Source organism: Pseudomonas sp. PAGU 2196 (assembly GCF_022179005.1).
GTDB lineage: Bacteria > Pseudomonadota > Gammaproteobacteria > Pseudomonadales > Pseudomonadaceae > Aquipseudomonas > Aquipseudomonas kermanshahensis.
In genome coordinates, this window is the sequence record NZ_BNTL01000014.1 from 65,194 (window position 1) to 90,618 (window position 25,425).

24 protein-coding genes and 2 pseudogenes are annotated in these 25,425 nt (G+C 61.9%); 12 read left to right on the plus strand and 14 right to left on the minus strand.

The features are described 5' to 3' along the window. Positions 1–16: 16 nt before the first annotated feature. Complete coding sequence (gene ercA, locus MFF34_RS14240; RefSeq protein WP_238214776.1) at positions 17–1,180, plus strand: alcohol dehydrogenase-like regulatory protein ErcA; 1,164 nt, start codon at positions 17–19, stop codon at positions 1,178–1,180. After that, on the plus strand, positions 1,164–2,891 hold the full coding sequence (locus MFF34_RS14245) for a NahK/ErcS family hybrid sensor histidine kinase/response regulator (RefSeq protein ID WP_238214778.1): 1,728 nt from the start codon (positions 1,164–1,166) through the stop codon (positions 2,889–2,891). Before ercA ends, MFF34_RS14245 begins: the two co-directional genes overlap by 17 nt. 56 nt (positions 2,892–2,947) lie before the next feature. On the opposite strand, the gene MFF34_RS14250 is transcribed toward MFF34_RS14245, so the two are convergent. Further along, positions 2,948–3,613, minus strand: a complete 666-nt coding sequence (locus MFF34_RS14250; RefSeq protein WP_238214783.1) for an RraA family protein — start codon at positions 3,611–3,613, stop codon at positions 2,948–2,950. A 99-nt stretch (positions 3,614–3,712) separates the two neighbouring features. Then, positions 3,713–4,612, minus strand: coding sequence for a LysR family transcriptional regulator (locus MFF34_RS14255; protein ID WP_085273786.1), 900 nt, complete (start codon positions 4,610–4,612; stop codon positions 3,713–3,715). 176 nt (positions 4,613–4,788) lie between these two features. Between MFF34_RS14255 and MFF34_RS14260 the strand changes: the two genes are divergently transcribed. The 4 genes from MFF34_RS14260 to MFF34_RS14275 all read left to right on the plus strand — a co-directional run bounded on the left by MFF34_RS14260 (position 4,789) and on the right by MFF34_RS14275 (position 8,856). Further along, entirely contained in the window at positions 4,789–6,138 is a 1,350-nt protein-coding gene (locus tag MFF34_RS14260; RefSeq protein ID WP_238214785.1) for an MFS transporter, read from the plus strand. 59 nt (positions 6,139–6,197) lie between these two features. Further along, positions 6,198–6,860, plus strand: a complete 663-nt coding sequence (locus tag MFF34_RS14265) for an RraA family protein (protein ID WP_238214788.1) — start codon at positions 6,198–6,200, stop codon at positions 6,858–6,860. 189 nt (positions 6,861–7,049) lie between these two features. Continuing rightward, positions 7,050–8,225: an MFS transporter gene (locus MFF34_RS14270; protein ID WP_238214789.1), complete on the plus strand. Its 1,176-nt coding sequence runs from the start codon at positions 7,050–7,052 to the stop codon at positions 8,223–8,225. Next, entirely contained in the window at positions 8,215–8,856 is a 642-nt protein-coding gene (locus MFF34_RS14275) for an alpha/beta hydrolase (protein ID WP_238214791.1), read from the plus strand. The genes MFF34_RS14270 and MFF34_RS14275 overlap by 11 nt, the downstream gene beginning before the upstream one ends. Positions 8,857–8,931: 75 nt before the next feature. Here the strand turns inward: MFF34_RS14275 and MFF34_RS14280 are convergent. Continuing rightward, positions 8,932–9,141 (minus strand): annotated as a pseudogene (locus MFF34_RS14280) (IS5/IS1182 family transposase); the annotation flags it as partial. Positions 9,142–9,343: 202 nt separating this feature from the next. Here MFF34_RS14280 and MFF34_RS14285 point away from each other — a divergent pair. The 4 genes and pseudogenes from MFF34_RS14285 to MFF34_RS28170 all read left to right on the plus strand — a co-directional run. Then, entirely contained in the window at positions 9,344–11,146 is a 1,803-nt protein-coding gene (locus MFF34_RS14285) for a hypothetical protein (protein WP_238214793.1), read from the plus strand. Then, the gene (locus MFF34_RS14290) at positions 11,133–11,858 is read left to right on the plus strand and encodes an Ig-like domain-containing protein (RefSeq protein WP_238214794.1); all 726 of its coding nucleotides are present in this window, start codon (positions 11,133–11,135) and stop codon (positions 11,856–11,858) included. The genes MFF34_RS14285 and MFF34_RS14290 overlap by 14 nt, the downstream gene beginning before the upstream one ends. A 78-nt stretch (positions 11,859–11,936) precedes the next feature. Further along, positions 11,937–12,110 carry a hypothetical protein gene (locus MFF34_RS14295; protein ID WP_238214797.1) on the plus strand — a complete coding sequence of 58 codons (174 nt, stop codon included), beginning with the start codon at positions 11,937–11,939 and terminating at the stop codon, positions 12,108–12,110. A gap of 6 nt (positions 12,111–12,116) precedes the next feature. Beyond that, positions 12,117–12,834: pseudogene (locus MFF34_RS28170) on the plus strand (cellulose synthase subunit BcsC-related outer membrane protein); the annotation flags it as partial. Between the two features lie 9 nt (positions 12,835–12,843). Here the strand turns inward: MFF34_RS28170 and MFF34_RS14305 are convergent. The 10 genes from MFF34_RS14305 to MFF34_RS14350 all read right to left on the minus strand — a co-directional run bounded on the left by MFF34_RS14305 (position 12,844) and on the right by MFF34_RS14350 (position 22,588). Continuing rightward, complete coding sequence (locus MFF34_RS14305) at positions 12,844–13,455, minus strand: HAD family phosphatase (RefSeq protein WP_238214799.1); 612 nt, start codon at positions 13,453–13,455, stop codon at positions 12,844–12,846. Further along, positions 13,452–14,240, minus strand: a complete 789-nt coding sequence (locus MFF34_RS14310; RefSeq protein WP_085273773.1) for a GntR family transcriptional regulator — start codon at positions 14,238–14,240, stop codon at positions 13,452–13,454. The genes MFF34_RS14305 and MFF34_RS14310 overlap by 4 nt, the downstream gene beginning before the upstream one ends. Continuing rightward, on the minus strand, positions 14,237–14,833 hold the full coding sequence (gene pnuC, locus MFF34_RS14315) for a nicotinamide riboside transporter PnuC (protein WP_099429583.1): 597 nt from the start codon (positions 14,831–14,833) through the stop codon (positions 14,237–14,239). The genes MFF34_RS14310 and pnuC overlap by 4 nt, the downstream gene beginning before the upstream one ends. Before the next feature lie 19 nt (positions 14,834–14,852). Then, positions 14,853–15,686 (minus strand): 5'-nucleotidase, lipoprotein e(P4) family, encoded by an 834-nt coding sequence (locus MFF34_RS14320; RefSeq protein WP_238214801.1) that lies wholly within the window; start codon positions 15,684–15,686, stop codon positions 14,853–14,855. A 9-nt stretch (positions 15,687–15,695) separates the two neighbouring features. Continuing rightward, positions 15,696–17,861: a TonB-dependent siderophore receptor gene (locus MFF34_RS14325; protein ID WP_238214803.1), complete on the minus strand. Its 2,166-nt coding sequence runs from the start codon at positions 17,859–17,861 to the stop codon at positions 15,696–15,698. A gap of 120 nt (positions 17,862–17,981) precedes the next feature. Further along, positions 17,982–18,860, minus strand: a complete 879-nt coding sequence (locus tag MFF34_RS14330; RefSeq protein ID WP_238214804.1) for a sulfurtransferase — start codon at positions 18,858–18,860, stop codon at positions 17,982–17,984. An 11-nt stretch (positions 18,861–18,871) separates the two neighbouring features. Next, on the minus strand, positions 18,872–20,020 hold the full coding sequence (locus tag MFF34_RS14335) for a phosphotransferase enzyme family protein (protein WP_238214805.1): 1,149 nt from the start codon (positions 20,018–20,020) through the stop codon (positions 18,872–18,874). Continuing rightward, entirely contained in the window at positions 20,017–20,949 is a 933-nt protein-coding gene (locus MFF34_RS14340) for an ABC transporter substrate-binding protein (protein ID WP_238214807.1), read from the minus strand. The genes MFF34_RS14335 and MFF34_RS14340 overlap by 4 nt, the downstream gene beginning before the upstream one ends. Before the next feature lie 150 nt (positions 20,950–21,099). Beyond that, on the minus strand, positions 21,100–21,564 hold the full coding sequence (locus MFF34_RS14345) for a hemerythrin domain-containing protein (RefSeq protein WP_099429577.1): 465 nt from the start codon (positions 21,562–21,564) through the stop codon (positions 21,100–21,102). Positions 21,565–21,730: 166 nt separating this feature from the next. After that, positions 21,731–22,588 (minus strand): SDR family oxidoreductase, encoded by an 858-nt coding sequence (locus MFF34_RS14350; protein ID WP_238214809.1) that lies wholly within the window; start codon positions 22,586–22,588, stop codon positions 21,731–21,733. Positions 22,589–22,773: 185 nt separating this feature from the next. Here MFF34_RS14350 and MFF34_RS14355 point away from each other — a divergent pair, with 185 nt between their 5' ends. Further along, positions 22,774–23,298: a hypothetical protein gene (locus tag MFF34_RS14355; RefSeq protein WP_027596487.1), complete on the plus strand. Its 525-nt coding sequence runs from the start codon at positions 22,774–22,776 to the stop codon at positions 23,296–23,298. 38 nt (positions 23,299–23,336) lie between these two features. Here MFF34_RS14355 and MFF34_RS14360 read toward each other — a convergent pair whose 3' ends face one another. Next, positions 23,337–24,665, minus strand: a complete 1,329-nt coding sequence (locus tag MFF34_RS14360) for an SDR family oxidoreductase (RefSeq protein WP_238214812.1) — start codon at positions 24,663–24,665, stop codon at positions 23,337–23,339. Between the two features lie 223 nt (positions 24,666–24,888). Between MFF34_RS14360 and MFF34_RS14365 the strand changes: the two genes are divergently transcribed. Further along, entirely contained in the window at positions 24,889–25,425 is a 537-nt protein-coding gene (locus tag MFF34_RS14365) for a chalcone isomerase family protein (RefSeq protein WP_238214936.1), read from the plus strand.

The following is a 25,425-nucleotide window of genomic DNA, read 5'->3' on the forward strand; positions in this document are numbered from 1 at the left end:
AAGAACAGGCTTTCCAATGAGCCAGAGTTTCAGCCCGCTTCGCAAGTTCGTTTCGCCTGAAATCATCTTTGGTGCCGGCTGCCGGCACAACGTCGCCAATTACGCCAAGACCTTCGGTGCGCGCAAGGTGTTGGTGGTCAGCGACCCCGGCGTAATTGCTGCGGGTTGGGTGGCGGATGTCGAGGCCAGCCTGCAGGCCCAAGGCATCGACTACTGCCTGTACACGGCCGTTTCGCCCAACCCGCGGGTCGAAGAGGTCATGCTCGGCGCCGAGATCTACCGGGAAAACCACTGTGACGTGATCGTCGCCGTCGGCGGCGGCAGCCCGATGGATTGCGGCAAGGCGATCGGCATCGTGGTCGCCCACGGGCGCAGTATTCTCGAGTTCGAAGGGGTGGACATGATCCGCGTGCCCAGCCCGCCGTTGATCCTCATCCCCACCACGGCCGGCACCTCGGCGGACGTGTCGCAGTTCGTGATCATTTCCAACCAGCAGGAGCGCATGAAGTTCTCCATCGTCAGCAAGGCGGTGGTGCCCGACGTCTCGCTGATCGACCCGCAAACCACCCTGAGCATGGACCCGTTCCTGTCTGCCTGCACCGGCATCGATGCGCTGGTGCATGCCATCGAGGCGTTTGTGTCCACCGGCCACGGGCCGTTGACCGACCCGCATGCGCTGGAAGCCATGCGCTTGATCAATGGCAATTTGGTGCAGATGATCGCCAACCCGACCGATATCGCCCTGCGCGAGAAGATCATGCTGGGCAGCATGCAGGCCGGGCTGGCGTTTTCCAATGCGATTCTGGGTGCGGTCCACGCCATGTCCCACAGCCTGGGCGGCTTCCTCGACTTGCCCCACGGCTTGTGCAACGCGGTGTTGGTGGAACACGTGGTGGCGTTCAACTACAGCTCGGCACCCGAGCGTTTCAAGGTGATTGCCGAGGTGTTCGGCATCGACTGCCGCGGGCTTAACCACCGGCAGATCTGCGGGCGCTTGGTGGAGCACCTGATTGCCCTGAAGCACGCGATCGGCTTCCACGAAACCCTTGGCCTGCATGGGGTGCGTACGTCCGACATCCCGTTCCTGTCGCAACATGCGATGGGTGACCCGTGCATCCTCACCAACCCCCGCGAGTCGAGCCAGCGTGATGTCGAGGTCGTTTATGGCGAGGCCCTCTGACGAGCAGCAGCGGGCGCTCGCCGGGCTGCTGGGGCTGGGCGACCACTCGGCGCGCAAGAGCCATTACCCGGAGCTGGCAGCCCGCCTGGACGAGCTGGAGGCCGAACGCAACCGCTACAAATGGCTGTTCGAAAATGCCGTCCACGGGATTTTCCAGGCCAGCCTGCAAGAAGGCATGCGTGCCGCCAACCCCGCGCTGGCGCGCATGCTTGGCTACGACAGCCCGCAGGCGGTGTTGTTTTCCCTGACGGACCTGGCCGCCAACCTGTTTGTTGGCGGCGCCGAAGAGCTGCATGCGATCACTGCGACGCTCGCGCGCGAACACAGCCTGCACGGCTACGAAACCCGCTTGCGGCGCCGCGACGGCAGCCACCTCGATGTGCTGATGAACCTGCTGCTAAAGCCTGGCCACGAAGGGCTGGTCGAAGGCTTTGTCGCCGACATCACCGAACGTAAGCAGGCCCAGCAGCACCTGCAGCAACTCAACGACGAACTCGAACAACGGGTCGCCGCGCGGACCGATGAACTGCTCGAGGCCAACCGCAACCTGCAGCAGCAGATCACCGAGCGTAAAGCGATTGCCCGCGCCCTGCGCGATGCCCGCGACGCCGCCGAAACCGCCAACCGCAGCAAGGACAAATACCTGGCTGCTGCCAGCCATGACCTGCTGCAACCGCTCAATGCCGCCCGCCTGCTGATCTCGACCCTGCGCGAACGGCAGTTGCCGGAGGCGGAGCAGGTGCTGGTGGAGCGCACCCACCAGGCACTGGAGGGCGCCGAAGACCTGCTGACCGACCTGTTGGACATCTCCCGGCTCGATCAGGCGGCGGTCAAGCCCGACGTGGCCTTGTACCGCCTCGACGAGCTGTTTGGCCCGCTGGTCTCGGAGTTCAATTCGGTGGCGGACGCTGAAGGGCTGAAGCTGCGGGCGCACATTGGCGACTATGCCATCAACACCGACCTGCGGCTGATGACACGGATTTTGCGCAACTTTCTCAGCAACGCCTGCCGCTACACCGACGAAGGCAAGATCTTGCTCGGGGCCAGGCGTCGCGGCAGCCACTTGCGCCTGGAGGTCTGGGACACCGGGCGGGGCATCGCCGAAGATCGGTTGGAAGCTGTTTTCCTTGAGTTCAACCAACTGGACGTCGGCCGTGCTGCCGATCGCAAAGGCGTGGGCCTGGGGTTGGCTATCGTCGAGCGGATCGCCAAGATTCTCGGTTACCGCGTCCAGGTACGGTCGTGGCCGGGGCGTGGCTCGATGTTCAGCATCGAGGTACCGATCGGCACAGAAGTGCCGCTGCCTGCTCACCCGGCTATGCCGCAAGCCAGCGCTGGAAACCCGTTACCCGGCCGCCGGCTGCTGGTGTTGGACAACGAAGTGAGCATCCTCGAAAGCATGGGCGCGCTGCTTGGGCAATGGGGCTGTGAGGTGGTGACTGCGACCGACCAGGCCGGTGCCCTGGCGGCCTTGCGGGGGCAGGCGCCGGAGTTGATCCTGGCGGATTATCACCTGGACCACGGCGTTGTGGGTTGCGAGGTGGTCAGGCACTTGCGCGAGCATTTTGCCGTCGCCATTCCAGCGGTGATCATTACCGCGGACCGCAGCGATCAGTGCCGGCGCGCCTTGCAGAAGCTTGGCGCGCCGCTGCTGAACAAGCCCGTCAAACCGGGGAGGTTGCGGGCGGTGTTGAGCCAGTTGTTGGGGTAGGCGGTGAGGGCCAAAGGGTCCGCTGCGCGGCCCCAACTGACCTGGAGTAGTCCACTTCAGTTCGACAAGCCTGCCTTATCCAGCACCTTATCGAGCCACGACTGGTCCAGTGCACCCGTGGCAATCTCTGCCTTGACGGCCTCTTCGTGAGCTTCGTGTTCGCGCGCTTTGCCTAGCACGAGTTCAGCCAGGTTCTGGGGGAAGGCGACGATGCCGTCTTCGTCAGCAACGATGATGTCACCGGGTAAGACGAGCATGCCACCAATCGAAACCGGCACGTTGATTTCGCCTGGCCCGCTCTTGTAAGGGCCGCAGTGCACGACAGCCCGTGCATAGCAAGGGCTGGTCTTGAAGCTTTCAACGTCGCGAATCGCCCCGTCGACGATGAAACCAACGCAGCCACGCTGCTCTGCGTAGAGCTTGATCAACTCGCCGATGACCGCATTGTTGGTGTCACCCTGGGCATCGATGACCAGTACGTGACCGGGTTCGAGCAGCGTCAGTGCCTTGTAGATGAACAGGTTGTCGCCGGGGCGCGTTTTGACGGTCAGCGCAGTCCCGACCAGCTTGCCCGAGGTGTTGTAGCGGGTAAGCCCTCGCGCGCCAATGTGTCGACCCAGGTTGTCGCTGATGTGCGGCGTGACGACCGATCGGAACGATTCGATCACATGCGCAGGGGCGAGTGTTGGCGACGGCAGGATACGAGACCCGGGTAACAGCATGACAATCTCCTGAATGGCTTGACCCAGTGGGGTATGGGTCGATGGTAGGAGAGAACTGCCGTTACTTTTAGCGATATTTATTGATCAAAAAACATCGCCTCAGGTGATGATAAGCCGGGTGAAGTCGCAGGCCTGTTGCGCCAACCGCGCCACTTCATTACTGAGCCCTTGGTAGCGGTCTGCCCGGTGCACGCAGACATAGCTGATCGGCGGCAGTGGCAAGTCGGTTTGTACGACCTTCAAACGGCCCTGCTCGATCATCGAGCTCATGCATTGCCTGGGCAGGTAGCTGAGCCCGACACCCGAAATCGCCAACCCGACTTGTGCCACCAGGTAGTTGCTGGTGAGCGTCTTGGTCAGCCGCACGTCATGTTCCGCCAGCCAGCGTTCGTAGGTTTTTCCGGTGCCTGAGCTGCCTCCCTGGGTAAGTACCGTAAACGACGACAGCGATTGCAAGTCCATGGGCGCGTCACTCGGGTAGAGCGAGGGTGAGCACATCCACGCGTTCTCGACAGACGCGAGCGGGGTACTGATGAAGCGTGCATCGCGGAAGATGTCAGGCACGATGATCAGGTCAAGCTCGTCAGCCTCGAGCCGGCGCAACAGGTCGGTGCTCAACTCGATCGAGGGTTCCAGATCGACCTTGGGGTAGGTCTGGTGAATCTGATCGACCAGGTTCGGCAGCCACGTGAGCGCCGTGAGTTCCGTTACGCCGAGCCTGAAGCGTCGGACCAGCGTTTCTTTCGAGCTGATGCGCTCCAGCAGGTTATCCCGCTGGCGCAACATTTCAACGGCGCAGCCATGTAGCTCTAAGCCCTTTTGAGTCAGCCGGGCACTGCGTTTCGAGCGGTCGAAGATGGCTACGCCAAAGGCATCCTCGAGTTCTTGCACGCGTTTAGAGATCGCCGATTGAGACATGTTGAGTTTGGCGGCAGCCGCTTCAAAGCTGCCCAGCTCGACAATCCAGTAGATGGCCTCGATTTGCTTCAGCGTGATCATCGCGTGCTCCAGGTGTGAAAAGCCCGTTTCAGAGCGGCCCCGAAGAGATTTCAAGGCAGGTTAGTGAAAGCGATTGTCCACTAAAAGTGATGATAAGTGGTGAGTATTTGTCGCTTTTTTTCTACCTTTGCGGCGCCTAGATTACCGCCGAATTACAAAAACAAAGGTATGTACCTATGTCGATCGCTGAAGTTGCCTATGCCAAAGGGCGCAGCAGTTACCGGTGGATCGTGGCTGGCATGATCTTCTCGATCTACACCATCGCTGCCGCCGACCGCGCCAATCTCGGCGTGGCGTTGCCTTTTATTCGCAAAGAGTTCGAGATGAGCAACGCCGAAGCGGGTGGGCTGATGAGCCTGTTCCTGCTGGCTTATGCCTTGGCGCAAATCCCGGCAGGCTTGGCCTTCAGCCGCCTGGGCGTGAGCCGGATCTTGCCGACCGCCATGGTCATGACGTCGGTGCTGACCGGGTTGGTAGGTACCGCAGGCTCACTGCTGGCGTTGAAAATCTATCGGTTCGGCCTGGGCCTTGCCGAAGGGCCGCTGCCGATCAGCATGACCACCACCATCAACAACTGGTTTCCGCCGAGAGAAAAGGGCATTGCTTCAGGCATTTTTCTGTCTGCGGTCAAGTTCGGCCCGGTCATCGTACCGCCGCTGTGTGCCGTGATCATCGCGGTGTGGGGCTGGCGCGAGGTGTTCTTTTTCTTCGCCGTGCCGGGCATTTTGCTGTCGATCGCCTGGTACTTTCTGATTGCCGACCACCCTTCGAAAAGCCGCTTCGTCAATCAGGCGGAGCTTGATTACATCACTGACGAAACGCCGCGCGACAACGTCGCCAGCACTGAACCCACCGTGCAGACGACCTCAGGGCGAGGCTTTGAACGCCTGGACTTCTTCATTCGGCGGCGCGAGGTAGCGGCGCTGGAGACCAAGCGCCAGGTCTTCGGTTCGTGGTTGATCTGGGGGAGTGCGCTGGCGTACTGCTTCCAGCTGGGTGTTTCCAGCGTATTGTTGTCCTGGATCCCCACCTACCTGATCACCGTCAAAGGCTTCTCGTTGATGAATATGGGGCTGGTCTCGGCTGCGCCTTGGGTAGGGGCAGTGCTGGGCAACCTGTTGGGCGGCTATTGCTCGGACCGTTGGTTGGGCGGGCGGCGCAAGCCTGGGATGCTGCTTTCAGCGCTGGGTACCTCGGTGATGATGTACCTGTTGATTCATTCACCTGCCGACCCGTTCTCGTATGGCCTGTTGCTGATGGCGACCGGCATCGTGCTGAGCTTCGGGTTTTCTTCTTACATGGTTTACCCAATGGCACTGGCGACCAAGCAGACGTTCCCCGTCGCCAACGCCATCGTCAACATGGTCGGGCAGCTAGGTGCCGCGGCGACGCCGTTTTTGACCGGCTTGTTGCTTGACAGTTATGGCTGGAACTACGTGTTCTCTTACCTTGCGATTGGTTCGTTCGCCAGCTTTGTGCTGTTGCTGACGATTCTGGAGCCGGTGCCGAAGACCCAAAAGGCGTGACCTCACGGCCTGTGATGTCACCCGTTGTGATCAATCCGTCTGTTTGAAAGGAGCTAAAGATGCACGCAGAAGATAAAGCGCTGGTCGCACTGTTCGAAGGGCTGGACACGCCCGGCGTCTCGGATGCCTTGGACAAGCTCGGCCTGCCTGGCCATTGCTTTGGTGTGATGCCGCTCGACAACTACAAACAGGTGGTCGTGGGGCCGGCGTTCACGGTGAAGTACGTGTCGGCGAGCGTGCCACCGGGCACCGTTGGTGACTTCATCGAAGAGGTCGCTGAGGGCGACATCGTGGTGATCGACAATGATGGCCGCACCGACTGCACCGTGTGGGGCGATATCATGACCCAGTATGCCGGGGCCCGGAAAATTGCTGGCACGGTGATCGACGGCGTCTGCCGCGATGTGAACAAGGCCTTGGGCGATGGCTATCCGCTGTTTACCCAGGGGCGCTTCATGCGCACAGGCAAGGACCGCGTCCAGGTCGAATCGGTCAACCAGCCGGTTTCCATCGGCCAGGCCCGTGTCTGCTCCCGTGACATCATCGTTGCCGATGCCAACGGCGTTGTTGTAGTGCCGCGTGAGCGGGCGCAAGAAGTTGCCCAGGTTGCCCGTCAGATCGAAGCAGTCGAAGCGGATATCCGTGCGTTGATCAATGAAGGGCGCACCCTCAAGCAAGCGCGCGAAGCGCTGAATTACCACACCTTGCAACGCAAGTCCTAAGTGGCATTGTGCTGACCCCTGCAGGTGCAGGGGTCAATAGCTGTTATGCCCAGAGGGTTTAGCACCGCTCGCAGCATCGCCTTAAACTAGGCGCGTGCGTCCCGCGCACTGATTCGTTCGTCTTGTTGAAGGTTTATCGTGCACGCCGAAGCTCGTCTACCTGGGGCCCCTGGCATTTTTTGCCTGGGCATGCTGCAGATTCTGGTCTGGGGCGGCTCGTTCTTCTTGCTGGCGGTCATGGGCGAGCCGATAACGCGCGAGACCGGTTGGGGCAGCCAGTGGGTATACGGCGCGTTGTCGCTGAGTCTGATGGTCTCGGCCCTGCTTGCGCCGCTGTCGAGCCGCCTGGTTGCCCGTTATGGTGGCCGGACACAACTGGCCAGCAGTGGCGTGATCGTTGCTCTCGGGTTGTTGATCGTCGCGGCTAGCCAGACGTTGCCGACGTTTTTGCTCGCGTGGGTGATCATCGGTGTTGGCATGGCCGCCGGGCTCTACGAAGCGCTGTTCGCGACATTGGGTGCGCTGTATGCCGAGCGTGCGGGTAAAGCCATTACCGGCATCACCCTGATTACAGGGTTTGCCACAACCCTGTGCTGGCCGCTGGTGGCATTTGCCATCGAGCATGTGGGCTGGCGCTACGCGTGTGTCGGCTATGCCACAGTGCTTCTGGTGACCACGCCGTTCTACCTCAAGGTACTGCCGAGCGCCGTCCGGTCAGCGCCGCGCAAGCGCCTCATCGAGCAGAGCAGTGCGGGTGGGAATCGACGCTTGTACCTGCAACTGACGTGGATCTTCGCGCTGGGTGCGGTCATCATGACCGCCATTTCGGTGCAACTGGTCGCCGTTCTGCAAGGGCTGGGCTATTCGCTGGCTGCTGCCATCGCGCTTTCGGCGTTGTTGGGGCCGAGCCAAGTCGCCTCGCGCGTGTTGCAGATGCTAGCGGGCAAGCGCCACCCCATTTGGACTGCACTGGTGTCAGTCGTGCTGGTTGCGGTAGGCGTATTGTTAGTCGCGTTTGCGCCAGGCGCGACAGCGGTGGGCTTGTTACTCTACGGCCTGGGCAACGGACTGAGAGCGATCGTTCGCGGCCTGCTACCGCTGGCATTGATGCCACCGTCGCAGTACGTGGTGCTGATGGGCAAGATGTCGCGGCCTTCACTGATCGGCCAGGCACTGACACCGTTAGTTGGCGGCTACCTGCTGCAGCACTTCGGTGCCATGGGGGTGCTCATGGCGTTGGGTTGCTTGGCGGCAATCAATGTCGGGCTGGTAGTGATGGTGTTGCGCGCGTTGCCAGCAGCCAAGTCGGCACCGAATGAAACGGACGAAACGATAGCGGTCGATGGAGATAGCGATGCACGATGATGCACGAAGCGAACAGCTGATCACGGGCCCGGCCGGGCGGATCGAATTGATTGTCGATGAACCGGTGGTGCCCGTCAGGGGCATTGCGGTGGTCAGCCATCCGCAACCCTTGCTGGGCGGCAGCCCACACCACGTGGTACCGCTGACCTTGGCCCGCAAGCTGTGCGCTGCAGGCTGGCGCGTGGTGCGCCCGAGCTTTCGCGGAGTGGGGCAAACCGCTGGCGCACATGCCGAGGGAGTAGGTGAGGCCGAAGACAGCATTGTCGTCGTCAGGCACCTGCAGGAACGTTACCCCGAACTGCCCATCGCACTCGTCGGCTTCTCGTTTGGTGCGCACGTGTTTGCCAGGGTCGCGGTCACGCTGGAAAGCTCGCTGCATGCTGTCGCGTTGTTGGGGCTGCCAGTGGGAGAGGTGCCTGGCGGGCGGTTCTATCCAGCGCTGCCGTTGCCGTCCCGCTGCCTGTTGCTGCATGGCGAGCACGACGAGATGGCGCCGCTGGCCAACCTGCTTGATTGGGCACGGCCAGAGCACCGCCCGGTCGTCGTCTATAGCGCGGCCAATCACTTCTTCAAAGGCTGCCTGGCGCAGGTAGCAGACCAGGTGGTCAGGCATTTGAACGAGAGAAGCTGAACGCCCGGCACGATTGATGTATAGCTGCCTAGTATCTAAGACATTTACGGGAAACACGGCTTTCCCTAGGGATGCTGCGATCAACTGTTTTCGAGCCATCCACAGGTTCGACAGGGCGAACAGCGTGGTCAACTGAGCGGTGTTTTTCATCAGTCCACGAAAGCGCACTTTCACGTAGCCAAACTGACGCCTGATCACCCGAAACGGATGCTCGACATCGGCGCCGATATGCACCTTCATGCCGAAGAAGTATGGGTTACCTTTCTTCGTCTGATGCATCTCGGGGGTTGGTACTGTAGTGGTCATGCAGTGTCCGGCACTATCAAAACTATCACTTTTACCAGGTGTTGAAGTGTTCCCGCGTGTGTAACGTTGCTGAACGCACCTGCGCGCCTGTTTCCCTTACGTTGGAAGAGGGATGGTGGGGCGTCCATAACTACTGTTGCTTGTTTTATTGCAGCTCCAACTGCATCGAAGGATTGAAAAAATGAGCTCAACAATGATAGCCCCCCCCGTTAATCCGAATAGCATTGTGCCAGGCAGTCGTGCTGGCATTGACGATCTGCGCATCGAGTTTGATCTTCACCTGAAGAGCCGCTATCCGAAAGAGGCGATTTCAGATTATCCAAGGCCTATGGTCATCGGTGCCACGTGGCCTGTCTCAATCGCGGATGTGGGTATCAACCACGAGGAAGTCTGGGACCCTGACGACGGCGTGGTGGTCGTCATCCCTGCCTACAAGGGCATGGCCGTGGATGATTGGATCATCGCAGACTGGAGCGGCAAGAGAGTACCCGCGAAGGTCGTAGCGGGGGACGTGAGCAACCAGTACCTGACAGTGATCGTGCCCAGTGCCTTCATCAAGGAAAAAGATGACGCGCAAGTAAAGTATTACGTTGCACGCAAAGGCAGCGCTGGCCTCTATGGCACTGTGGGCACTTCACAGGTGTTGATTGTAAAGGTGCGATTCGGCCAACCGGGGCATGTGGGTAACGCAGCACCTGTGCCGTTGAATGCGCCCACCCTGACAACGCCGGCCGCGGGGCCGGTAGGCGAAAGCGACGCCAAGAGCGGCGTGCAAGTGACGATTGCGGCTTACACGGGCATGGCGGCCTTCGATACGGTCGTACTGTATTGGGGCCATGAAACCGTTGAGCATAGCGTGCAAGCGGCACACGTGGGCAAGCCGATTGTCATCACCGTGCCGGAGGCTACTGTACTGGCAGCGGGAGACAGCAAAGACCTTGAAGTGGATTACTACGTCGTTGATGAGGTTGGCAACGAGTCCGAGTGGTCGGTAACCACCCGTGTACAGGTCGCCGTATCGAAGCTTACGTTTGCTGCACCCACCCTCGGCGATCTGGAAGACCTGAAACGCACTATTGTCCAACCTTTCAATTTGGACATCTATGGCAGCTGGGGGCTGGAAATTAAAGCTGACCCCGGCAATTTCCAGCCAGGCGATACTGTAACCGTCAAATGGAAAGCCACTACCGAAGCAGGCCTGGCTCAGGCATCCGACCTGGGTACTGTGGATATAACAGCTGCTGGCGAAGTGCTTACCTTTACACTGTTCCCCAGGGAGTTGTGGGGCCTCGCCAATGGTTCGGGCAGCGCTTATTACGAAGTAGAACGCAATAATACGGTCACGTTGTCACAGTCAGCCATCCTTGATTTCATCGGCACGCGTGCATCCAACGCATTGCCCGCAGTGTCGATAGACGGCGCCGAAAGTGTGGATAATGGCTGGTGGACCGACTCTGATCTGGCGGTGGCAGACCTGGTGATTCCTCAACTGGCCAATCTGATGAAGGGTGATGTTGTTGACGTCGTGATGCGCGGGGTTGCTGCCGACGGTCGTAGCCTGGTTTTCAAACCCAGAAAGCATCGTGTCACCGCAGTCCAGGTCGGCAGTGAATTGCGGTTACGTTTGGACGGGCCTAAGTTCCTGCTGCCCTTCGAGGGTGGCTATGTGGATATCTACTACACCGTGAAGCGGGGCAAGAACAAGGTCAAGTCGTTATACCAGCGATTCTACGTCGGTTATCTTGCCGAGACGCTGCCGGCGCCCACCACTGAAACCGATCTTTCCGGTTCCAATAATGTGTTGGACCCCGGCCGGCAGGAGTTTGCACACGGTGTTTATATCGCGCTGCCGGATCTAAGCGCGGTGAAGGGGGATTATACGCTTCAAAATGATCTGGGAAACCTCGGAAGGGGGGTACCACGAGCAGTCGCAAGACGTAGACGCAGGCGATACCCCGACCTCGTTCCAGGTGCCTGCCGCTGAACTGAAACTCAATGGAAACCCGATTGATGTCGTTGTTTACTACATTGTGTCCCAGGCCAACACACCTGATCGTGCGTCTGCGGACCTGGAGTTTACAATCGCAACGCCGGCGATGCTGGTTGCCCCGTTGGATGTCAGCCAAGCCCCGATGGTGCTGCGCGGAGGGGCCATCGAGATGTGTCAAATGGTGGCCAATGCCTGGGCCGTTATCCCGCCCAAAGTCAATGGCAATATCGCAAGGTCCCAACAGCGATTGCCCACCGGCGGCACCCCTCCGTATACCTATGCTTCAAGTGCCCCAGCCATTGCTCGGGTAGATGCCGACGGTCGTGTCTGGCCATTACGCAATGGCGACGTAACCATCACGATCACCGATGTGGCGAAAAAAACCATCAGCTATCCGGTGCAGGTGAGTTATTGCTTCAGGGTGCTGATCGGCCCAGGCAGCTACAATTTGGTCAGTGCCGAGAGTTTTGTCAGTGCGGAGTCGGCCCTGCCTGTGAATGACGATTTGATCCCGGATCTGCGTGTATTATACGGGGCACAGTTGCCATTAAATCGTCATACCTGGACAGGCCATAGGCTTTTCCCTGAAGGCTACAACAATGGTCCAGGCTCCGGGCCTTTCTATCACGTTGCAACAAAGATAATTCACTTTGCGAATTCTTATAACACGACGGTCACAGGCGCCATGGCAATGAAACCTGTCTAGGGCGGCTTCAAATGAACAGTTCAATTTCGCGCATTTCCCTACGCGTGGTGTTGAGCTGCGGGCTGTTCCGGTTTCTATTTGTCCGAGAACGACATCAAATTCGAAGTGTTCGCCGATGACTTCCTGACCGTTGAACAACGTCGCGCTTGCGCGACGCTGCAACCTTTCATTCGCGGGGGGTTGCCAGAAACAATTCCCCTACTCGAGGCGGCGCTACGCAATTTCACCGCCGATCAGAGCGTGGCGGGCTGACAGCCGGGTGAGCGCGACCAGGCAGCCAGGCTACTTGAGCGGATGGCTGCTCAGCAGCCGCAGCCCGATCCGTTACTGCGTCGCGACGCCGCCCGCCTGGTGGCGCAGCACGACCCGCAGCGGGCGCTGAGCCTTTACGCTGCAGCGATGGCCGATGCGCAGTTGCTTGACCCGGCGGCGGTGTCGCCACGGGACGACCGCGCAATGACGCTCGCCAGCCGAGAGCAGGACGGCGATGAGGAAAAAGCTGACGAGCGTGTGCGCGTTGGCGTGACGCTGATGCACTGGCGCCACGACAAGGACCTGGGCGGCTACAGCCTGGGGCAGGGCGGCTATTACAGCCCGCAGCGCTACACGTCGGTCGGCGTGCCGGTCAGTTATGCCTGGCGCAACTACGACTGGTCGTTGCTGCTGGAGGGCTCCGTCGGTTGGTCCCAGACCCACAGCGGCAGCAGCCGTCTGTACCCGGATGCACATGTCAATCACAAGGTGCTGGCGCAGCATAGCGTCGACTCCAACCTCGACGCCATCAGCGACGCCAGTAACAGCAGCGGACTGGGTTACCGCCTGCGCGGTCTGTTCGAACGCCGGCTGAGCGATCACTGGGTGATGGGCGGCGGGTTCGACTGGCAGCACAGCGATGACTATGCACCGAGCCATGGGGTGGCGGGGCAATCTGGCGCTGCCGGTGACGCCGCTGGAGCCTTACAGCGATTGGCGTTGACAGGCCCATCTAAGGGGCGCTCAGCCGTCTTATGTCCACCACCGGCAGCCCACCGCGCCGCGCTGCCTCCAGGCCTTGCTCGCTGTCCTCGAACACCAGGCAGCGAGCAGGCGACAGCCCCAGTCGCCGGGCGGCCTCTAGAGGGATAGCAGGATCAGGCTTGGCCTTGCCGACATCGTCGATGGTCACAATGACGTCGAACAGCTCGACCAAACCCAGTGCGGCCAGTGAGTTCAAGACAATCTCGCGTGATCCACTGGATGCCACCGCCATGGGCTTCACCCCGGCAAACCGCCTGGCGATTGCAGTCACCTGGGTGATCTCACGCAGATGCTGGGAAAGGTTGGCCAGGTAGTGCTGGCGCATCGTCGCCACCACCTTGGGGCGATCCAGCGTGACCTGGTGGCTCTGTTCGAAATGCGTCATCAATTGCGTCTCGCAGAGCCCGCAGCGGGCAGCGTGCCATGCGCTGTCCATGCCCTTGCCAGACGCAGCGAAGCCCGCGCGCCAGGCGCTAGCGTAGGCGGGCAGGCTGTCGATCAGGGTGCCGTCGCAGTCGAAAATGAAGCCTTCGGCGGCCAGCAAGCGTGTTTCCAGTGGGGTGTCGAGTGGGTGTTTCATAGCGCTTCGACCTGGCCGGGGTAGCGGGTTTGCAGCACTACTGCGAGGGCGTCCGGGCGCCAGAATTCCTGGTCGAACTCCACGGGCTGGCCGCGCTCGCCGAAGCTCAGGCGTTCCAGGTAGAAACTGCTCGAGCCTGGAGAGACTTGCAGCAGGTCGGCTTGAAAGTCGTTCATCGTCTCAGGGTGCATGCACAACTCGCTGCGCGACTGCACGCGGCCGAAACGTTCGCGCAGCAGGGCGGTCAGCGAGGTGTTGAGGTCGGCGTCGAGCAACGCGGGGCACCAGTCGGCGACCAGCACATTGCACTCGAGCAGCACCGGGCGTTGGTCCACGTAGCGACGGCGCTGCAGGTAGAACACCGGCTCCTCCGCATGCTCCAGGCCCATGCGCTTGGCCAGCCAGGCCCCGGCTGGGCGGCGCTCGGCGTGCAAGCACTCGGTGCGTGGCGTGCGCCCTTGGGTGGCGACGTACTCCATGAAGCCTGTGATGCCGGTTGGGTCGTAGCGGATGCGTGGGGGGCTGACGTACCAGCCGCGGCGGTCCTGGCGGTAGATGACGCCGTCGGTTTCCAGCAATTGCAGTGCCTGGCGCAGGGTCACCCGTGTGCAGCCGAAACGCTCGGCCAAGTCGCGCTCTGCGGGCAGCTTGCTGTCGGCGGGCAGGCAGCCTTTGGCCAGGTCACTGGCCAGTTGATCGCGGATACGCAGGTAATGGGGCTGGCTGGCGCGCCAGGTGGCCTGTGGCTGCGACTCGCTGACGAACGAGGTGCGAAACGGGTTCATGGCAATACCTCGGCGCCTGCAGGCAGGGGCTGTTGCTGGGCCAGCAGTTCGTTGCGCCAGGCCAGCAGGCCGTAGGCGGCCAATACCACGAAGCCGGCGTACAGGGCCGCTGTGAGTTGCAGGTCCTTGAACAGGAACAGCCCGACGTAGGCGCTGTCGAGCACGATCCACAGCCCCCAGCTGGCGACGTATTTGCGTGCCGCCCAGAAGCTTGCCACCAGGCTGAGCGAACTCAGCAGCGCATCGATCCACGGCGCGGAGGCATCGGTGTAGCGCTGCATGACGGCGCCAAGCAGTACCGCGCCAGCAAGCCCCGCCGCCAGGCTGACGATGGCCTCGCGGCGCGGCAGGCGTTGCACGCCGACCTTGCCGGCGACGCTGTAACCCTGGCTCCAGCGCCACCAGCCGTAACCTTGCAGCACGGCGAAGACCAGTTGCAGCAGCATGTCGCAATACAGCTTCACGTCGAAGAATATCCAGGCGTAGAGCAGCACGGCGACCACGCTTACCGGCCAGCACCAGCGAATACGTTGGGTGGTCAGCCACACGCCGAGGATATTGAACAGCACGGCGATGATTTCTAACGTTGACATGGGCGCCTCCTCGGCAGCGTCAGTACTGGGGCTTCAAGACCTTGTGCTTGAAGGCGCGCTTCTGTTGTTCCGACAACCCCTCGCGCCCCTGGTACGGCGCGCTGTACCAGCCGCCATAGGTGGGGTTGGGCAGCAGGAACCAGCGTTCACCCAGCCAGGCGAAGTAGGGGCGGGCCGCGTCGAGCTGGGCCTGCTGGCTGCCTCGGGTGGCCATGAAATCACCGAAACTGTCGCCCAGCTGCATCAGCACCCGCGCCTGGGTCCCCACCCAATGACGGCGGCAGGTCTTGTCCGAACCGCTGGCCTGGCAACCGCCAATGGCGGTGCCGGCGGTGAGGATCTGGGCGCTGCTGTCGATGGGGAAGCCGGCGCGGCGCAGGTTTTCCAGGGTTGCCTGCTCCTGGCCTGGCGCTCGGTTGGTCAGGTAGTACGGCGTGATACCACGGCGCGCGGCGGCCTGCAGGAAGTCCACTGCGCCGGGCAGGGCAGGGCCCTTGGCGCGATCGACCCACTGGTACCAGGCGTCGTAGTCATAGGGGCGGTCATTGATGATCGAACGGGCGTTGAGCGGGACGTTATCCAGCAGGGTTTCGTCGATGTCGATGATCAGCGCCGGTGGCAAGCCGTGTAGCGCGCGCGGTGCGTGTGCCAGCGCATCCCAGGCGGGGTCGGCCAAGGCCCTGTCGAGGTGCTGGGTGGCACTGGCATACACCTGGCGGAACAGCAGGTCGTGTTCCACCGACGTCTGGGTCCAGAGCACCGCATCGAGCTGGTCGTTAGCGGGCGGGTGCTGCTGGCAACCGGTGAGCAGCGTTGCCAGCAGGGCGGCGATCAGCGAGACGGACCGGGTCATGGCGATTCCTCAGAAATTCACGGTGGCGGACAGGCGAGCGGTGCGCGGCGCACCCTGGAACAGGTAACCATCCCCCATGTATTCGCCCACATCACGCCAGTAGCGTTTGTCGAAGAGGTTGTCCACGGTCAGGCGCACTACGGTTTCGTAGCCTTCCAGGTCCAGGGTGTAGCGCGCCCCGGCATCGAACACCGTGTACCCGTCGACCTTCACATTGCCGGCCTGGCTTGCATACTTGCTGGCGCTGTAGCGCAGGCCGCCGAGCAGGGCCAGGCCCTTGATGCTGGCGACACTGTAGTCGGCGTGCAGGCTGGTGCGCACGTTTGGCACGTTGATCGCCTGGTGCCCTTCGTAGCTGTCAGTGCCGCTGTCCTCGACCCGGGCGCGGATGGCCGCGGCACTGGCCGACACCTGCAACTGCTCGGTCAGGTGCCCGCTGGCGGACAGTTCGAGGCCGATGTTTTCCTGGTCGCCTTGCTGCACGTAGGTGAAGCTGCCGTCGCCATTGGGACGTGAATACTGGTAGGCCTTGCTGATGCGAAACAGCGCGGCGCCGAGGCTCAAGCCCCGCCAGTCAAGCTTGGCACCTACCTCCAGTTGCCGTGAAACCGTGGGCGGCAGGATCTCGTCGGCATTGGTGGTGAACCACGCCGCTTCACCGCCCAGTGACAGGCCTTTGCTGTAGCTGGTGTACAGCGAGATGTCCGGGCGCGGTTTGTAGATCAGTGCCACGTTGGGCAGGAACTCCGAACGTTGGGTATGGCGCGTGGTGTTGCCGTCGATATTGAAGGTTTTTTCGTCCAGTCGCACCTGGCGGCCACCCAGAATGGCCTGCCAGTGTTCGCCGTAGCTCAGCCGGTCGCTGAAGAACAACCCGTACTGGCGGCTGTCCAGGCGCCGATAGGTGTGGCCCAGCGGTTCGCTGGTCGGCGCAAAGTCGGGTACCGGCTGGTAGATGTTGGCAGTACCCACCCATTCGTTGACCGAGTCGCGGCGGTCGACGATACGGCGCAGGGCGCTGCTGCCGACGGTCAGCTCATGCTGCAAAGGGCCGCTGTCGAAGCGCCCGCTCAGTGCCGCCTGGAGCTCGTCGTTGCGGCGGGTATCGTCGGGGTTGCGGAAGTCGTAGACATCGTAGTCGCCCTCGGGGCTGAAGTAGTTGGGCACGGCGGAGCTGGCGCAGCTCGGGGCGCCATAGCAGCCCCAGGCGAAGGCGCTGTAGTCGTCGATCACCACCCGGCTGCGCGAAGCGCTCAAGTTGGCGCTCCAGTTGTCGTCGAAGCGGTACTCGAAGCGGCTGCCAAGGTTGAGCGAATCGATACCCACCGGTTTCGACCAGCGCTGGTCGGCCAGGCGGTCCTTGGGGTCGATGCCGCTGGGCACCACGCTACCGCCGAGTAGCTGATAGCCCGGCACCGAGCGCTGTTCGCGGGTCTGGTACTCGGCATCCAGCTGCAGCAGGGCGGCATCGCTGAGGTTCCAGTCCACGGCCAGGGAGGCGAAATCGCGTTTGCCGTCCGAGTTGTCCACGTAGGAGCGGATGTCTTCGTGGGCGAAGTTGGCGCGCACGCCCAGGCGCTGCTCGCTGTCCAGCCAGCCGCCAAGGTCGGTGGCCACATAGCGCTCGCCTGATTCGTTGCTCGCGACGGTGACTGAATGTACGTTCTGCGGGCGCTTGGTGACGTAGTTGACCAGCCCGCCCGGCTCGGAAACGCCACTTTGCAACCCGGAAAGGCCTTTGAGCAGCTCGACCTGCTGTTTGTTTTCCAGCGCGACGTTCTGCTCGCCGGTGATGGTGCTGCCGTTGATCTTGTAGCTGTTGGCGGCGCTGAGGGAAAACCCGCGAACCACGAAGTTTTCGTAGTAACCGATCGGTGCATAGCTTTCGCCGGTCGAGGCGTCGTTGCTGAGCACTTCGCTGAGCAGCCTGGCCTGGCGGTCCTTGAGCAGTTGCTCGGTGAACACCGCAACCGAGGCCGGCGTATTGAGCAGTGGCGCCTCGCCCAGCCCCCCCACCGAGGCTGAGGTGGCTTGGTAGCTGTTGGTCTGTGCGCCCGTCACGGTGATGGCCTCCAGCAGGGTGCTTTCTGCCCAGGCCAGGGCCGGGTTCAATGACAGGCTCAGCAGCCCCAGCGCAAGGCCGTGGCGGTGATGAAAAGACAAAGATGAAGCCATGAACGAACTCCTGGGTGACCAGCGGTGTGGCACCGAAAATCGGGTAAACCTGTGCTCGCGATGCCGCGCCTATGCAGCGGCGACAGCATCGTTGAGCGGGCGCTTGAAGGGGGTGTAACTTCAGGCCGGCGTTGCTCCGGTGGTCATTGGTAATGCAGGGTCAGCTGCCCATTCCTGCAGCGAGCCGTCATAGATCGAAACGCCCTGGCGCCCCAGGCGCGTCAGGGCCAGGGCAGTGGCGGCCGCGGAAATACCGCCGCCACAGTAGAGGACCAGTGGCTGGGTGCCTTCGACCAATGCTGGGCCGAGTGCGCGGGCCAATGCGTCGGGCGCCAGGTAGCGGCCCTGCGCGTCGAACAGCTGCCGCGCCGGTCGGTTGAGGCTGCCGGGGATATGGCCGCGTCGGGCATAGCGGGTCACCGCGCTGCCCTCGAACAGCCCCTTGGACAGCGCACACACCAGCGTGCCTGGCGCTTGCCCATCGAGTACGGCCAGCACGTCTTCGCGGTTTGCCCAGTACCCTGGATGGACGGTGAGCGACACTGGTGAACCCGCCACACCAGGCTGAGCTTGCTCACCGCGGGCCAAGGGCAGGTTGGCCTGGCGCCAGGTCTTCAGGCCGCCGTCGAGCACCGACGCGGCCACGCCCAGGCTACGCAGCATCCACCACAGGCGTGCGGCCCAAAAACCCTCATGCCGGTCGTAGACCACGATGTGCCGTGCCTCGGCGATGCCCAGGCGTGCCAGCGCCGCGGCTGCCTCCGTCGGCGAGGGCAGGGCGAAGCTGTAGCCCGCTGCGGTGTCGGCCAGCTCGCGCGTCAGGTCGGCATGCCGCGCCGTCGGGATGTGTTCGGCCAGCCAGGCCGCATGGCCACTGGCGACGCGGTAGTCGCCATCGAACTGGGCGGCGGCCAGTTCCACACTGGCGTCGAGCACCACCAGCCCCGGCTGTTGCAGGGCGTGGTGCAAGGCGTTGGGTGAAATGAGGATGTCGGGCATAGGGGCTCCTGTCAGCGCGCGCGTGCGATGCGGTGCAGATGATCGAGCAGGCGGGTGCCTTCGCTGTCGCCAAACCATTGGCCATGGCCGATCAAGAAATTGTGGTAGGCGATGTCGGCGTTGCTCCGGGATCCGACGATGCCCTGGAAGTAGTCGATTTCGGCGAGGGCGAAGTCCACATGGACCAATGGCAGCAGCGCTTTGAGCGTGAGCAGGTCGGCCTGTGTCAGGGGCCGCTGGCTGTGGTAACCGGCCAGCAGTGCATCGACGGCGTCGAGGTCGGCGGCGGCGCGCCCGCCTGCATCGAGTTCAAGCCAGGGAATGCAATTGCGTTCTACCGCAGTGGCCAGGTCGAATACGGCGAAAGTCCGGTCACTCAGGCCGAAATCAAGGACGCTGCGCACCAGCGTGGTGTTTGCCGATTCGTCCCACAGCAGGTTGGAGGCGTGCCAGTCGTTGTGGGTCCACAGCGCCGGCTGGTGCTGCAGCAGGGGCAGCAGGGCGCAGTGATGGGGCAGATAGAGTTCGCTCAGGGCCTGCTGCCAGTGTTTGTCTGCGAGGTAGTGGGCCAGTGCGGGCTGCTGCGCCGAGGCCGTTTCGATGGACGACAGCGGCGCCTGGTGGCTGAAGAACCGCAGGTTGGCAATCAATACGGGCGTGCGTCGGGCGCCCGCAGTGAAGCCTTCGGCGGCCAGGTGCAGGCGAGCAAGGGCAACGCCCGCCGCATGGGCGTGCTGCAGGCTGAGGAAGGGTGTCCACGACAGCGCGTCACGGTACAGGTCGTGGCCCTGCGCGCAGGGCAGCACCTCGTAAGTCCATTCACCCAGGGCCACCACGCTGTCGCCGTTGCGGTCGAGCAACGGGGTAACAACGGGCGCGCCACGCTGTTCAAGGTGCTGAACGAAGCGGTGTTCCTCCAGCAGCCAGGCGGGCTGGCGGACACTGCGGTGGTGGCGTTTGACGAACAGCTCCCCTTTTTCCGTGCGCACCTGCGCGGCAGCCGAGAAGGGGCGGGGGCTGTGCCAGTGCAGCGGGCCCACGGCGCCAAGCCGCGGGAAGTGGCTCAGTACCGCTTCCACATCCACCTGAGTCAGCGCGGGCCAGTCGGCTTCTACCGGCTGCACGCCCATGCCATGGGCCATGCGCAAGGGCTCGTTCATGCCTGTGGCTCCGGCAGGTAACGGTTACTGGTGGCACCACGCCAAGCGTCGGCGTCGGCCAGTACGCCGTGGTGGTGCAGCCACTGGGCGTAGGGGGCGATCAATTCTTCGCGTTGCTGGCCCCAGCGCTGCTCATGCAGCCAAGTGGGTGCGATGTGCTGTAGCGATTGGCTGAGCAGCGCCCTCGGAAAGTAAGGGGTGGCGGCCTCATAGGCGCCCAACGCGCTTTGCGGGTTAGCGGCCGCCGCGCGAAAGCCACGCTCGGTGGCGGCGAGAAAGGCGCGGGCGATCTCGGGGTTTTCCTCGAACCAGCGTTGCTGCCCGCCAAGCAGGTAGCTGTGATAACGCGGTGCGCCAATGTCATCGACTGGCCAGACCACACGTCGCTCGGCCGCAACCGGGCTGTCCATCAAGGCTTCCCAGGCCCAGTAGCCGCCAAAACTGGCGTCGGCAATGCCTGCCGCCAGGTCTTCCGGGCGCAGTTCGCGCACTTTGCTGTCGACGATGATCACAGCATCCGGGTCGCCGCCATCGGCGGCCACCAGATGGCGCACCATGGCCAGGCCACGGGGCGTGGGGTTGAGCGCCAGGCGTTTGCCTGCGAGGTCCCTGGGGCGGCGAATGCCGAAGTCGGTGAGGGTCTGGATCGATTCAAGGCCCCGATGGTTGATGGCCGCGACACCCAGCAGCGGCTGGCCGAGGCTGCGCCTGACCAGCAAGCGATTGCTGGGAAACACGCCGACATCCGCATCGACATCCGCATCGCCTTTGAGCAGGTGCTCCAACGTGTCGCCATGGAAGGGGTCGGGCACTACCAGTTGCACCGACAAGCCGGCGTCCTGATACCACCCGCGCTCCCTTGCGACGTAGAACCCTGCCGAATTTGGCCAAGGGTGGAAATACTCCAGCATTACCCGTACAGCGTTCATCCTTTCGTGCTCCTTGGTGCCCTCGGGGCTCAGGGAGCAGATTTAACGGGTAGACATCTGGTATATACCAATATCGTTCGGTGCTATTTTTATTCCTTCAGGTAATAAATTGGTCTACTTTAATTTCTTTTTTGCTGTGGCGCATTCGGTTCATGCAGCCCGTCGTTCGCCCTTGAGCATTTTCCTGTGCGCCTCCATGGCAACGCCCATCTCTTCCAGCTGATCTTTGCCCAGCAGCTTTTTCGCAGTGGGGAACAGTTCGCCTTCCTCTTCTTCGATGTGATGTTCAAGCAGCTCTTTCATCACCTTCACCCGCCCGGCAAATTCGAGGGTGCCGGTTTCGGTATGAAGCAGATCAGGAAGCACCAGCGAATCCACGGTACGGTGTTCTTCCTTGGCTTCGTAATACATCTTCGCTTCTTCCTTGCCGCCGGCCTTCTTGATGGCCGGGTAGAGGATGTCCTCCTCCAGAGCAGTGTGGACTTGCAGCTCCTGCTCGATCCGGTGCAGCAGTTCGGCGCGCTTTTTCACGGCTCGCTCGGTGGTTGAAGACAATTCAGCCAGCAGCTTCTTCACCAATTTATGGTCTTGAATCAACAGGTCGATAGCGTTCATGCAGGCACCTCATGGCGGTCGGAGAAACACGGATTGCTGGGTACAAACTCATCGCTACTGTTGCGGTGGACGTGATGGGCGTGCGAATGGTTCAAGTCTTTACCGCATGGCTCGCAGCGCGCAGATGAAGCGTCGAGGCCTGCGACAGCAAGCCTTGTCATGGTCGTCAGAGGATCGGTTTGCCGCCCGTGACGCCGTAGCGTGAACCCGAGATATAACTGGCTTCATCAGAGGCCAGCAAAACGTAGATCGGCGCCACCTCGACCGGTTGCCCTGGCCGCCCCATGGGGTAGCCCGAGCCAAAGTTTCTGACGGCCTCATCCGGCATGGTGGCAGGGATCAACGGCGTCCAGATCGGGCCTGGCGCCACGCTGTTGACCCGGATGCCTTGCTTCGCCAGCAACTGGGCGAGGCCTGCAGTGAAGTTGGCAATGGCGCCTTTGGTGGCGGCGTAGGCCAACAGGCTGGGTGACGGGTCATCGGAGTTGACCGAGCTGGTATTGATGATCGAGCCGCCCTTCGGCATTGACGGCAATGCCCTTTGGCAGATGCGGAAGATGGCGGTGATGTTGGTGTCGAACGTCTTCACCCATTCCTCGTCGTCAATGTCGTCCAGGCTCTCATGGGCCATCTGGAATGCGGCGTTGTTGACCAGTATGTCGATGCGACCGAACTGTTCCACGGTCTTGTCGACGATGGTGTAACAGTGCTGTTTGTGCGCCAGGTCACCGGGCAGCAGGAGGCACTGGCGGCCCGCGGCTTCGACCCAGCGCGCCGTTTCTTGCGCATCTTCGTGCTCATCCAGGTAGGCGAGGGCAACGTCCGCACCTTCACGCGCGTAGGCAATCGCAACGGCCCGACCGATGCCGCTGTCGGCGCCGGTGATCAAGGCGATTTTGCCTTCGAGCCGGTTGTGGCCTGTATAGGTCTGCTCACCACAGTCCGGGTATGGCTCCATCTTGCGCTGCGAACCGGGGACGCTTTGCGCTTGCGAGGGGAATGGCGGAGTAGGGTAGTCGCTCATGGTCGAAGCTCCTGCAGTTGAGAACGCTCATTACCGTTCGAACGGTGCGGGAAGCCAGTGTTGAAGTGGATGCTGGTTTTGAACGACGGACGGCCTGCTACCCACTTGCAATGAATTTTCGTTGAAGGGATCGCTCTATCGCTGATCAGCAGTGCGCTGCTCTCACCCCTTTCAGGAGCGCCCGAGTGCCTCGAATCATTACGCCCACCACCTCTGAGCATGAGATCGATCAGCAGAATGCGCGGATGTTCGGCACGCCCAAGGAACGCCTGGACTTCTATCGACGCGAAATCCAGTACGAGACCACTATCCTGGCCAACCGTACCGATGCGTACCTGGCCGCTCAGTCGTTCCTGGTCATCGCCTTCGTGTCTTCGATGAGCAATCTTAACCAGAGCTGGGGGGAAATGTTCACCTTGATCGTGCCGGCGTTTCTCGCCCTGCTCGGCGTGTTGAGCTCGTTGAATGCCTGGCCAGGCATCCGCGCGGCGTTCCGGATCATCGAGCACTGGCAGTTGAAGCAGAGCCACTTGCTGCGCAGTGAGCCGATGATGGGCCTGGCCTATGATGAATCGCCCTTATTCTGCGAGGCTGAGACGTCCCGGGCCGGGCACCGGAAATCCTTGCTGTTCTCCCTTCGCACGCCTTGGATTTTTCTCGGGTTCTGGGTTTTGCTGGGCAGCTACTCGGTGTATATCCAGCTCGCGTGACGGGCGCGCTGCTGTGCGCAAATGACTGCCAGCAAACCCTAGCGGCGCCTGCGTTGCGAACGGGTGAAGACAAACCCGGCAATGACACCCAGCAGCGCCGCACCCACCCATAACGACGTTTTATCTTTCTGAGTTCTCCAGCCACCGTCCACACTTCGCCGGTCATCGGGTGGCTCGAACAGATTCCCGGAAGATATCGCCGCGCTGGGGCTGCGGTTCAAGCCCCAGCGCGTGAGCCACCCTGACAACTGAGGCAGCCCCGGTACCAGGTAGCTGGCCAGATGGGCGAGGCGGGCTGCAGCGCCGACAGTGGTACGCGCGCTCGGGGAAATGGCGCAGGCTACCATGGCGTTTGCCACCCGTTCCGGGTCGTAGATCGGCCCTGGGGGTGTCAGCGCGTGGCCGGTGTAGTTGCCTGCGTCCCGCAAGCCTGGCGTGTCCATGACGGCCGGATAAAGGTCGCAGACATGAATGCCGCGGAACTCCGTCAGCTCACCGCGCAGCGCTTCGGTCAGGCCACGCAGGCCGAACTTGCTCGCCGAGTATGCTGCCGCATAGGGTTGGGCGATCCAGCTGCCAAGCGACAAGGTGTTGATCAGTATGCCGCTGCGCTGTGCCTTGAAGTAGGGAAGCACCACGTAAGCGCCGCGCAGATAACCGACCAGGTCGGTTTGAATCACCTGCTCATGTGCCTCTAGCGGTGTTTCGTCGAAGCTGCCCAGCGCGCCAACCCCGGCGTTGTTGATCCAGATATCGATACGTCCATGGCCAAACTCGGCAGCTTGGGTGGCCAGGGCTGCCACTTGATCGCTGTGGGTGACGTCGGTGGTGATGGCGACAGCGTCCGTGCCGCAGTCGGTGCATTCATCCAGCACGTCGAACAACGCTTCCTCATCGCGTGCCGCGAGCACCAGGCGGGCACCTTTGCAGGCAAACGCATGCGCAGCCGCCCGGCCTATGCCGCTGGAGGCGCCGGTGATGACCACGACCTTTCCGCGCAATGGGCCTTTGATCGGCGTCGGGCTCATTGGCATGGAGTGCTCTGGGGCTGGTGAGTCTTCGCTGTCGTTAGACGGCAGTGTGGCACTGGCTTCTAGGGGGCAAAGCTCAAGGGTGGTTCCATCAGCCATTACCAGCTTCAAGCCCTCGATGGTACCCGCTATCCGATCCGGGAAGACGGGTTCGCCTTCAGCATCCAGGCTGTCGTAGATGAACTGCGTGCCTTCGAGCCAGCCGACCGCAGTCAGCAGTTCGGGGCCGAGGTAATACTTGCCGTCTTGAAAGTACCCCGGGAACTGATGGGCGCGCTCGACGTTCTCCACGCAATAGCGCTCGCCTGGTTTCATACCTGTCGCTTGATCGATCATGGTGAAAACCCCTTTTCTGAAAGCCGGCTGTGCAGCAGATATTGCAGTGAGTAAGCAGGGGAATCCGTTGGGCAGGACAAAGTTCAGAGCAAGCGTTTCAGCGGTTTTTTTTAAAGGCGGATGACCCGTGTTTACCGTCCTCATCAACGCTGTACAAGGGTTTGTTGAAACCTATACAAAAAGCTATTCTTGTACAGGATTTTCCCAATTGTTCGAGGTAAGCATGGTGCCTCCTGCGCGTTGGGCCAGCCTGTGCGTGCTGATGGTTGCGCTGTCGACCGTAGCAGCGGACTGGCGAGCCGAATTGCCAACGGCGCAACCGTTGGGTGCTGGCGATTTCACGTGGTTCGGCGTGCGCCTTTACAGCGCCCGGCTGTGGACAGTGGGCCCGGTTCAGGACTGGAACCAGCCCTTTGCCCTGGAACTGCGCTACCACCGATCGCTGTCCAAGGAGACGCTGGTAGACGCCAGCCTTGCGGAGATACGCCGCCTTAACGCCAACATCACGCCGCAGCAACGCGCAGCGTGGAGCAAGGCGCTTGAAGCGGCATTCGTGGATGTGCGCCCGGGTATGCGTATCACGGGTGTGTACCTGCCAGGGCAAGGGTCTCGCTTCTATGTCGATGGCACACTCAGCCAGGTAATCGCCGACCCGGAATTTTCCCGAGCATTCTTCGCCATCTGGCTCGACCCACGGGCCAGGGACCCACAGCTGCGCCAGCGCCTGCTCGGGCTGGCGGGCAACGACCGAGGGACGTGA